This is a genomic window from Membranihabitans marinus, assembly GCF_021729155.1.
Classification (GTDB): Bacteria; Bacteroidota; Bacteroidia; order Chitinophagales; family Saprospiraceae; genus Membranihabitans; species Membranihabitans marinus.
In genome coordinates, this window is the sequence record NZ_JAJQYA010000038.1 from 39,815 (window position 1) to 51,111 (window position 11,297).

Below are 11,297 nucleotides of genomic sequence, written 5' to 3' on the forward strand. Positions count from 1 at the left end.
TGAATGTCTAAAAGATTAGTAAAAATTGCTAAGGAATTAAATGTTGGTACCGGATCCATTGTAGATTTTTTATCTAACAAGGGATTTGATATCGATAATAAGCCGACGGCAAAGGTTTCCGACGAAATGTATGATTTGCTTGTGCATGAATTTCAGGGCTCAATGGCCGTGAAAGAACAAGCTGATCAGTTGATAATCGGGACCAATAGACAACATAAAGACGAAGTAGAAAAAGAGGTGGAAGCAAAAGTAACTCCACCAGCTCCTAAACCAAGTCCAGTGGATCCTGTACTACCTAAAAAAGAAGTACCGCCAGCTCCACCCAAAGAAGAAGTTGTGGAAGTAATCCAAGAACCTGTAGCTGAAGAACCAGTAGTTGAGCAAGAAGTCCCAGTCGTGGAAGAAAAAGCTCCTGAGGTTCCAGTGGTAGAAGAAGTAAAGCAGGAAGAAGTAGCTCCAGTAAAAGAGGAGGTAGCCCCTGTTATTGAGGAAAAAGAAGAGAAGAAGGAAGAGGAGGAAGAAGTCAAAAAACCGGTAGAGTCAGGCCCAGAAAAAATGGGATTGAAAGTTGTAGGTAAGATTGATCTCACTCCTAAGAAGAAGGCGAAAAAGACAGAGAAGTCTGTCGAAACTCCGCCTGCTAAGCCGGATTCCAAAGAGGAAAAAGTGGCCAAAGAGCCAGTAAAACCCAAGGAAGAAGTAGCGGCAAAAGAAGTGTCTGAAAAACCAAAGGCAGACGTAGTGGTTGAAAAACCAGCAGCGGATAAGCCAGAAGTCAAAAAGGCCGGTACAGCGGATAAAGCTGAATCAAAACCAGTCGAAAAAGTCGAGCAAGAAAAGCCTGCAGCAGAAGAAGCTGCCAAGGCCGATGAAGAGAAATCTGAAGATGGAGGGTTAATTCGCGCCAATGCTCCACAGTTGAAGGGATTGAAGATTATGGGTAAGATAAATACTGCCCAATTCGAAAAGCCTAAAAAATCCAAAAAGGATTCTCGCAAAAAAGATGTAAAAACAGATACTACCAAGAAGGCTGATGGAACAGCTAAAGAGGGAAGTAAAGAGGCTGATGAAGCAGCTACGCGCAAGAAAAGAAGACGTCGTACTAAAGTGGTGACCCAAGATAACAAATCTGGTGGAGGTGCTAACAGAAAGACGACTAGAGGAGGTAGACCATCTAAGTCAAAACAAGAAGAACAAAAAGAAGTTACCCACAAAGAAATTGAAGACCAAATTAAGGCTACAATGGCCAGGTTGAACAATTCTGGTAAGAATAAGCGACAAAAAACACGTCGCGACAAGCGGGAGAATATTCGAGAGAAAGAGGAGTTAAAGCAACTGCAAGAAGAAGACGTGAAGTTGGAAGTGACTGAGTTTATCTCAGTTCAAGAGTTGGCCAACCTAATGAATGTATCGGCTACCGATGTGATTATGACCTGTATGAATATGGGGGTAATTGTATCTATCAATCAGCGATTGGATGCTGAAATCATTGAATTGGTTGCCGAGGAATACGGACACGAGTTGACTTTTGTGGATGCGGAAGAGAAGATCGATATTGAGGACGAATTCATAGACAATCCCGAGGATATAGAATCACGTGCACCGATAGTGACTGTTATGGGACACGTGGATCACGGTAAGACCTCATTACTGGATTATATTCGAAAGGAAAATGTTGCCGGTGGTGAAGCCGGTGGTATCACCCAGCACATTGGAGCCTACGAGGTAGTGGTGGGAGAAAATAATAAAAAAATAACATTCTTAGATACACCGGGTCACGAAGCCTTTACCGCTATGCGGGCAAGGGGTGCTAAGGTGACCGATGTTGCAGTGATTATAGTAGCGGCCGACGATAGAATAATGCCTCAAACCAAGGAGGCCATTAGTCACGCTCAAGCAGCTGGTGTACCTATAATATTTGCCATCAATAAGATTGATAAACCTGGAGCTGATCCAGAACGAATCAAGCAAGAATTGGCATCAATGAACTTTTTGGTTGAGGACTGGGGTGGAAAATTCCAATCACAGGAAATTTCTGCCAAAAACGGTACCAATATCGATTTGTTGCTCGAGAAAATATTGCTGGAGTCAGAATTGCTCGAGTTGGAAGCCAATCCCAATCGACCAGCTTACGGTACTGTAATAGAAGCATCCTTGGATAAAGGACGTGGATATGTATCGAAAATGTTGGTTCAAAATGGTACTTTGAAAATCGGAGATGCCATGGTAGCTGGGGAACACGCTGGTAAGGTAAAAGCGATGTTTAACGAGAATGGAAAGAGAGTTAAAACGGCTGGACCTTCACGACCTGTATTGGTATTGGGTCTTAGTGGAGCACCTCAAGCCGGTGAGAAATTTAAGATATTAGAGTCGGAGCAAGAGACCAAACAATTGGCCGCCAAACGTGCTCAGATCATTAGAGAACAAACCAATAGAGCCTCCAAACGTATTAGTTTGGATGAGATCGGACGACGATTGGCCTTGGGTAACTTTAAAGAACTCAACCTTATTGTCAAAGGGGATGTGGATGGATCAGTAGAGGCATTGGCAGATAGTTTGATCAAATTGAGTGTAGAGACTATCCAGGTAAATGTAATACACAAAGGCGTTGGTCAAATCATCGAATCAGATGTATTGTTGGCGACGGCTTCCGATGCCATCATCATCGGTTTCCAAGTTCGACCTTCCTTGAACGCCAGAAAATTGGCAGAACAAGAAGGTGTGGAAATCAAGACATACTCTATCATTTACAATGCCATCGAAGAGATTACCATGGCCATGGAGGGTATGTTGGAGCCGACGAAGGAGGAGAAAATTACTGCTCAACTCGAAGTGCGTGAAACCTTTAAAGTATCCAAAATTGGAACCGTTGCCGGTTGTTATGTATTGGAAGGTACGGTTAACAGAAACAACTTTATCCGAGTCATACGGGATGGAATTGTTGTTTATCCGTCCAAAGAAGGAGCGGTTGCGGAGATTAGCTCATTGAAACGATACAAGGAGGATGTTAGAGAAGTGAAGACCGGTATCGAGTGTGGGGTTACCGTGAAAAACTTTAATGATCTCAAACCTGGGGATAATTTGGAAACCTACGAAGTAATCGAGGTTAAACAAACTCTAAACTAAGGTCTATTACAGATATAAAACAAAGATTAGATCAAGCGGCACTGCATTACGAGACATCTCGTTTCTGTGCCGACGATCCTATTCAAGTCCCGCATCGGTTTACACTAAAGCAGGATATTGAAATAGCTGGATTCTTTACGGCTATCCTATCATGGGGTTTGCGCAAGACTATTATCAATAAATCACTGTTGTTGATGGAAATGATGGACAATTCTCCCTATGATTTTATTAAACATCACGAAGAAGGCGATTTACAGACCTTGGAAAAGTTTAAACACAGAACTTTTCAGCCCGCTGATACCCTTTATTTTATTCATTTTCTCAAAGAGTTTTACGCCGAACATCAAAGTTTGGAATGGGCTTTTAGAGATGAGAACGATGAGTTTACTGGGGTGAAAAATGGTTTTATAGGTTTTCGGCAGCGATTTTTTAATTCCGAATATGCCTTGGATCGTACGAAAAAGCACGTACCAACACCGGCCAAGAATTCTGCATGTAAAAGGCTGAATATGTTTTTTAGGTGGATGGTCAGATCCAATGAAAACAATGTAGATTTCGGAATATGGCAAGAATTTTCTCCTCGGCAATTGTATATCCCTCTGGATGTACACGTTCACCGCATCGCTTTGCAGTTGGGTTTGTTGACACGGACCAAGGCGGATTGGACCTCGGTAGAGCTACTCACCGATGAGCTCCGAAAGATGGATGCCGATGATCCTGTGAAATACGATTTTGCTTTATTTACCATGGGTATGGAGCAAAAGAATAAACCTTTCGACCAGTAATACGAAGTCCATTTATAGCCCTCATTTTGAAATCTATTGGGTATGAATTCTCATCGGTATTGGAGGTTCGATCCATCTTCCTGTGGCTATTATAATCATGGCTTTATCCCTACTCAATTACCTCATTATCTAGGGGACAGCGTATGGTTTTTCTGCACTTCCACTACGTTTGGCATTTGTTTGATCTGCTCTAGGGCAGCCTCCACCTTATTTTTGGGCAGTATCATTTTATATAGTGCGATATCTTGGCCCAATGATTTTAGATAGAACAGTGAAAAGGTTTTGTATTCGCCGTTGATGGTATGCAAGTCTTGGTTGGGTTTTATTTGTACGATAATTTCTTCTTGGACGATGGCGGTTTCTCCATTGCCGGGGATGTATTCCAATTCTTTTAATCTCCGATCTACGATGGCGGTTAATGCTTTAATAGATGGTGGGATTATTCCTTTGATCAATCCTTCTTTATTCATTACATGGTCTTTGAAATAGAGACTGGCGGCATCTACGATGATCTGATCAGATTCGGTAATGGAGAGGTCGATATATTCTTGAGATTGGCGAATGGTTTCTATTTCCGCCAATGAGGGGGGACTGAGTTCGAAGTCCATGCTATCCATGATGGATACGTATCGTTGTCCAATAAACTGACCTTGACCATTTTTTTTGATTTCCACCTGGTAGACAGGGCAAAATCCGTAACAGCCATTGCGGTGATAGGTAAGGAGGACAGTGTCCTTGGTTGATGTATTTTGCATGGATCGTTGACTAGTACAGGCTGTAAGTATGGACAATAGGGTGATGGTGAGTATGGTATAGGCTTGCACGAGGGGATATTAGGATGAAAAAATTGGTTTATGTCAGCGAAAACTGACGCTTTCATTTTCTTGCACTTCTAGCTCAAAAGTAACGGAATCTTATAGGAGAGGGCGAATTAAGATCCCTACAACCCAACTGACATAAACCACTATCTAGTATTTAGGTTAACCGGAAATGATTAAAAAAAGTTTGTTTAACCGCCATTTTTTTTCAAAAATCCTTAAATGATAAGCCTTGTTTTAATTTGCAATCATATGTTTTTATTATTTGGTAAAAATTGCTTTCTGTAGAGATATTAATTATATTAGTGTTTAATAACTTAGTGATAATGCGGGTGTGTTATATTATTTCGATATTTTAAGTTTTTTAATTCGGTGTTGGGGATAATAAAATTCGTCAATATGGTCAAATATAGACGAGAATTAAAAAAAGGGAAAAAAAAATGTAGGTAAACAAAATAAAAATGCCCCGAAATATAAGACGAGGCGACTTAAATGTTTTCACAACGGAATAATCCTTATTGTGAATTGCTTAAAGATTTGTAAGCCAAATATATGAATTTATAATTAAAGAATCAATAATGGGGAAGAAAATTTTGGGTTTAGATTTAGGTACCACTTCTATTGGATGGGCTCTGGTTGAAGAAGCCGATAGAGAAGGTGAAAATTCAAGAATAATAAAATTAGGAGTAAGGGTAAATCCTTTGAGTGCAGATGAACAAAGTGATTTTGAAAAAGGGAATCCTTTGTCATTAAATGCTGATCGCACACTTAAACGAGGGGCCCGCAGAAATCTTCAACGATTCAAGTTACGAAGAAAAAACCTCATAGAAGTAATGGCAAATGCAGGTTGGATAGACTCTAACTTTCATTGGGCAGAAACGGGGAAGAACACCACATTTGAGAGTTTAAAAATAAGAGCTAAGGCCGCATCTGAAAAAGTAAGTCTAGAAGAATTGGCTAGAGTCCTACTATCTATTAATAAAAAGCGTGGCTACAAGAGTAGCCGTAAAGCCAAAAACGAAGAGGAGGGAAGTCTAATCGATGGAATGGCTGTAGCTAAGGAAATGTATGAAAATAATCTTTTGCCTGGACAATATGTTTATAACCAATTAAAGTCTGGAAAACAATATATCCCTGATTTTTATAGATCCGATTTACAACGTGAATTGGATGCAGTCTGGGAATTTCAAAAGGAATTTCATCCAAATATTCTCACTGATGAATTTAGAATGGCTATTGCTGGTAAGGGGCAGAAAGCTACGGCAGCTATGTGGTGGCATCAATATCAATTTAATACAGCAGAGAATAAGGTAGGATCTCGTGAAGATAAAAAGTTGCAAGCTTATAAGTGGCGGAATGATGCTTTACATATGGCTTTAACAAGAGAGGAGGTGGCCTATGTCATTACAGAGATAAATCATAACCTTAATAGTTCTAGTGGTTATCTTGGGGCAATAAGTGATAGGAGTAAAATATTGTATTTTAACGATTTAACTTTTGGACAGTATTTATATCAACAAGTATGTGAGGATTCTCATACTCGATTAAAAGGTCAAGTTTTCTATCGGCAGGATTATCTCGATGAATTTGAAAAAATATGGTCAACCCAACAAAAGTACTATCCTCAATTAAATGAGGATTTGAAATCGGAAATTCGAGATGTAGTCATTTTTTATCAACGTCGGTTAAAATCTCAGAAAGGTTTGATTGGTTTATGTGAATTTGAACAAAAGACGATTACTATTACAAAAGATGGAAAAGAGAAAAAGAAAATTATCGGCCCAAGAGCTATTCCAAAATCATCACCGCTGTTTCAAGAATTTAAAATAAGACAACAAATCAATCTGCTGGAATTAAGGAATAATACTACAGGGGAGAAGTATAAACTAAATGCAAGCGAAAGAGAAGCTTTGTTTGAAGAATTGTTTTTGAGGGGGAATATGAAGAAATCTCAATTATTTAAATTCTTTAATTGGAAAGAGAAGGATTGGACAATAAATATAAAATCTGACATAGAGGGCAATCGAAGCAATCAAGCTCTCTTCAATGTATATCAAGCGATTGCTGAAATGGAGGGATATGGTTTTGATTGGGCGAAGAAAAAAACCTCAGAGATTTTGGAGGAATTAAAAGCTGTTTTTCCTGTGATTGGTATTGATCCTTCTGTATTAGATTATGACTCTAGTTTAGAAACAAAAGAATATCAAAAACAGAAAAGTTTTCAACTATGGCATTTGTTATATTCTGCAGAAGATGATATGGGAAAGATCGCAGTTGAGGATGTTGAAAAATATGGACAATCCAGTGTGGCATTAAAGAAAGTATTACATCAAAAATTTGGATTTAAGATTGACCATACTCACTTGTTGGCTCAAGTGGTTTTTCAAAATGATTATGGTAATTTGAGTTCTAAAGCTATTCGGAAAATTTTGCCTGGTCTTAAGCAGGGGTTGTTGTATTCCGATGCTTCAAAATTAGCTGGTTATAATCATTCTAATTCTTTGAATAAAGAGGAAAGAGCGCAACGAGTATTATCTGATTATCTTGAAATATTGCCTAAGAATAGTTTGCGTAATCCAGTAGTGGAAAAAATACTGAATCAAATGGTAAACTTGGTCAATCAAGTCATTGATACTTATGGGAAACCAGACGAAGTAAGGATAGAATTGGCTCGTGAATTGAAAAAATCAGCGAAAGAGCGATCTGAAATGACAAAAAATATCAATGCGGCTAAAAGGCTGCATGAAGATTATGTCAAAACCCTACGTAAACCTCCCTTTAATATAGCCAATCCTACACGGGGCGATATAATAAAGTATAAGCTTTATTTGGAATTGAGTGGTTTGAGATATTATACTATATACACCAATAAACACATTGAACCTGAGATGTTGTATAGCAAGGACGTGGAAATAGAGCACATCATTCCTCAATCTCGATTATTTGATGATTCATTTGCCAATAAAACCTTGGCCTTTAGTAAAATTAATCGAGAGAAAGGTAATATGACAGCTTTAGATTATATCGAAAAAATTAAGACTCAAAACTTAGATGGCTATTTGTCCAGGGTGGAATTGCTCTACAGTCTTCAAAAAATTAGTCGAACTAAATATCGCAAATTGATTATGAGACAGGAAGACATTCCGAAAGATTTTATTGAAAGGGATTTGAGAAATAGCCAATACATAGCAAAGAAAGCCAAAGAAATGTTGGAGGAAGTAATAGACACTGTGAATACTTCTACTGGCAAAATAACGAGTTTGTTGAGAGAAGATTGGAATCTGATCAATGTAATGAAGGAATTAAATCTACCAAAATACCGCGCTGCAGGTCGAACTTCAATGGAGGAGAGAAAATATGGTCAAAAAGTAGAAAAAATCGAGGATTGGACGAAACGCAACGATCATAGACATCATGCATTAGATGCTTTAACCGTGGCATTTACGACATACAACCATGTGCAATATATTAACAATTTAAATGCTGACTCTAATAGGGATCATAGTTTTGAGGGTAAAAAAAATATAATCACAAAAAATTATGTAAATGGTAAGGGGCATCAAAAACGGAAGTTTATTCCTCCGATGGAAAATTTTAGACAAGAAGCCAAACGCCATTTAGAAGGTGTCCTAGTATCTTTTAAAACTAAGAATAAGGTGGTAACACGTAATTTTAACAGGGTGAAAGGATGCGAGGAAGACCAGCTGACGCTTACCCCACGGGGGCAATTGCATAAAGAAACAATCTACGGACGTAAGTTGCGACCTGTGGTCAAGGAAGAGAAAATAGGGACTAAGTGGGATATGGAAAAAATTTCGCAAGTAACCAATCCGGTTTATCGAAATGCTTTAGAACGATGTTTATTTGAAAATGATGAGAATCCCAAGAAAGCTTTTGGTGGTAAAAACTCACCAACAAAAAAACCAATAGTTACGGAGAATAATGAAGTCATACCTGAAAAAGTGAAGACGGTTAGTATGGAAACCTATTATACGATTCGAAAGGAAGTGGCACCCGATTTGAAAATAGATAAGGTGGTAGATGATAAGATTAAAAAATTGTTGAATGATCACTTAGCCACTTGTAATAACGATGCCAAATTAGCTTTTGGAGATCTAGAGAAGAACCCCATTTGGCAGAATAAAGAAAAAGGTATTGCTATTAAACGAGTAACGATTACTGGAGTTAAGGAAGTTGAATCATTGCATCAGAAAAAAGATCATTTGGGTCAATTGATCTTAGATGAAGATCAGCGACCACAGCCAGTAGATTTTGTGAGTACAGGCAACAATCACCATGTAGCCATCTACAGAGATGATAAAGGAAAACTCCAGGAGAAGGTGGTTTCATTGTATGAGGCTGTAGCTCGAGTAAATGAGGGATTACCTGTCGTTGACCGGGATTGGAAGGCAGATGAAGGTTGGGAGTTTTTATTTACATTGAAGCAAAACGAGATGTTTCTTTTTCCCACGGAGGAGTTTGATCCCCACGAAGTGGATTTATTTGATCCTCAAAACTATGGATTGATAAGTCCACATTTATTTCGAGTTCAGAAGATAACTAGTAAGGATTATTTTTTTAGGCATCATTTAGAAACTAATGTTGAAACTATAAAAGAATTACATTGGAAAACTTGGATTAGAACAGGATTAGTCAATATTGGCAATATTATTAAAATTAGAACAAACCATTTAGGAGATATCGTTCAAATCGGGGAATATTGATATGATAAAGCGCACCATATTTTTTGGGAATCCCGTCTATTTGCGGACTGAGCAACAGCAGATGGTCGTAGATTATAAAGATTCAAAAAAGAAGGCCGCAAGACTGCCTATTGAAGATATAGGCATTATCGTATTAGAACATCCACAGATTACTTTGACCCATGGACTGATGCAGCGATTAACAGCGCAAAAGGTAGTGTTGATTACTTGTGATCAGCGCCATATGCCTTGTGGTTTGATGCTCGCGGTGGAAGGACATAGTGAACAGAGTCAGCGTTTACAAATTCAGGTTGAAGTCAGTAAGCCACTCAAGAAACAGTTGTGGCAGCAGACGGTGAGGACGAAGATTCGGAATCAAGGCTTGGTGCTAGAAAGATTAGGCAAAGATGGTCGAACATTGGAGTATTGGTCTAAGCAAGTACAGAGCGGTGATGCGAAAAACCACGAAGCATTTGCAGCGGCTCATTATTGGCAGCATTTGTTTGGTATAGATGAATTTCAACGAGACCGTGATGGTCTTCCTCCTAATAATTTGCTAAATTATGGGTATGCGATTTTAAGGGCGATTGCGGCTCGATCTTTGGTAGCTACTGGTCTACACCCTGGTTTAGGTATTTTTCATAAAAATAAATACAATGCTTATTGTTTGGCGGACGACATTATGGAGCCTTATCGGCCCATGGTGGATCGCTTGGTCACCGAATTAGTGGATGAAATTGGGTATAATTTTATTTTGGATACTGGTATAAAGCGGCAGCTGTTACAAATCCCTATGATGGATGTGTTGATAGATGGAAAGCGTAGTCCACTAATGAACGCCATGTTGCGCACCTGTCATTCTCTTTATCGATGTTATGAAGGGAAGAAACGAAAAATCCTTTATCCCAGCCTTTATGACTAAATTCCAGAGAATAGGACAATATAGAATTATGTGGGTTTTTGTATTTTTTGATTTGCCGACGGAGACCAAGCGAGAACGCAGTGTTGCTAATAAGTTTAGGAAAAAATTAATGGCTGATGGTTTTACGATGTTTCAATTTAGTATTTATTTACGCTGTTGTCCTTCCATTGAAAATGCTAAAGTCCATGTAGAGCGGACGAAGAAAAACCTACCTTCTAATGGCTATGTAGGTATTTTGACCGTGACGGATAAACAGTTTGGTAATATGGAATTGTTTTTTGGTAAAAGGGCTACAGCAGTTGAAAATCCTCCTCAGCAGCTAGAAATGTTTTAAAATTATGTTGGAATTTAATTTCTAGAACAAGATGTTAATTCGCAGTAGATCAATGACTTACATTGGTTCTGCTGCGAATCAGCATCTAAAAATACAAATCTGAAAGCAATTCACAACGTGCTGGCATGGATTCTATTGCCTTCAATCGCTGCGAATCAGCATCTAAAAATACAAATCTGAAAGCAATTCACAACTTATAATCTTGACGGCAATCAAAGGCAACGGCTGCGAATCAGCATCTAAAAATACAAATCTGAAAGCAATTCACAACCGGTTCTCATAGCTTCCTATAATCTTGCAAGCTGCGAATCAGCATCTAAAAATACAAATCTGAAAGCAATTCACAACACATATTTAATTGCCGCCAGCAATACAGCTGCTGCGAATCAGCATCTAAAAATACAAATCTGAAAGCAATTCACAACCCCATGCAATGGATTAAGAATGTAAAAAAAGCTGCGAATCAGCATCTAAAAATACAAATCTGAAAGCAATTCACAACATGGACGATGCTTGTTGTATTCCATCTTCAGCTGCGAATCAGCATCTAAAAATACAAATCTGAAAGCAATTCACAACGTCCGTGAAATTAGAACCAAAGTCTACATT

General features: G+C 38.6%; 6 protein-coding genes and 1 CRISPR repeat array. Of the genes, 5 read left to right on the plus strand and 1 reads right to left on the minus strand.

What is annotated here, in order from left to right; translation table 11 throughout:
- The first annotated feature begins 3 nt into the window (after positions 1–3).
- Both infB and LVD51_RS17425 read left to right on the plus strand, forming a co-directional pair.
- On the plus strand, positions 4–3,126 hold the full coding sequence (gene infB, locus LVD51_RS17420) for a translation initiation factor IF-2 (RefSeq protein WP_236972646.1): 3,123 nt from the start codon (positions 4–6) through the stop codon (positions 3,124–3,126).
- 41 nt (positions 3,127–3,167) lie between these two features.
- A complete protein-coding gene (locus LVD51_RS17425) occupies positions 3,168–3,911 on the plus strand; it encodes a TIGR02757 family protein (RefSeq protein WP_262912804.1) in 744 nt (247 codons plus the stop codon).
- 125 nt (positions 3,912–4,036) lie between these two features.
- Here the strand turns inward: LVD51_RS17425 and LVD51_RS17430 are convergent, their stop codons facing one another.
- The gene (locus LVD51_RS17430; RefSeq protein WP_236972647.1) at positions 4,037–4,735 is read right to left on the minus strand and encodes a DUF6438 domain-containing protein; all 699 of its coding nucleotides are present in this window, start codon (positions 4,733–4,735) and stop codon (positions 4,037–4,039) included.
- 572 nt (positions 4,736–5,307) lie between these two features.
- On the opposite strand from LVD51_RS17430, the gene cas9 reads away from it, so the two are divergent.
- From cas9 to cas2, 3 genes are read left to right on the plus strand one after another with little or no spacing between them, the layout of a single operon-like run.
- Complete coding sequence (gene cas9 / locus LVD51_RS17435) at positions 5,308–9,453, plus strand: type II CRISPR RNA-guided endonuclease Cas9 (RefSeq protein WP_236972648.1); 4,146 nt, start codon at positions 5,308–5,310, stop codon at positions 9,451–9,453.
- A gap of 1 nt (position 9,454) precedes the next feature.
- A complete protein-coding gene (gene cas1 / locus LVD51_RS17440; protein ID WP_236972649.1) occupies positions 9,455–10,354 on the plus strand; it encodes a type II CRISPR-associated endonuclease Cas1 in 900 nt (299 codons plus the stop codon).
- A gap of 28 nt (positions 10,355–10,382) precedes the next feature.
- Complete coding sequence (cas2, locus tag LVD51_RS17445; RefSeq protein ID WP_236972650.1) at positions 10,383–10,688, plus strand: CRISPR-associated endonuclease Cas2; 306 nt, start codon at positions 10,383–10,385, stop codon at positions 10,686–10,688.
- 70 nt (positions 10,689–10,758) lie between these two features.
- Positions 10,759–11,267: a CRISPR direct-repeat array (repeat unit 47 nt; unit sequence GCTGCGAATCAGCATCTAAAAATACAAATCTGAAAGCAATTCACAAC).
- Positions 11,268–11,297 lie beyond the last annotated feature (30 nt).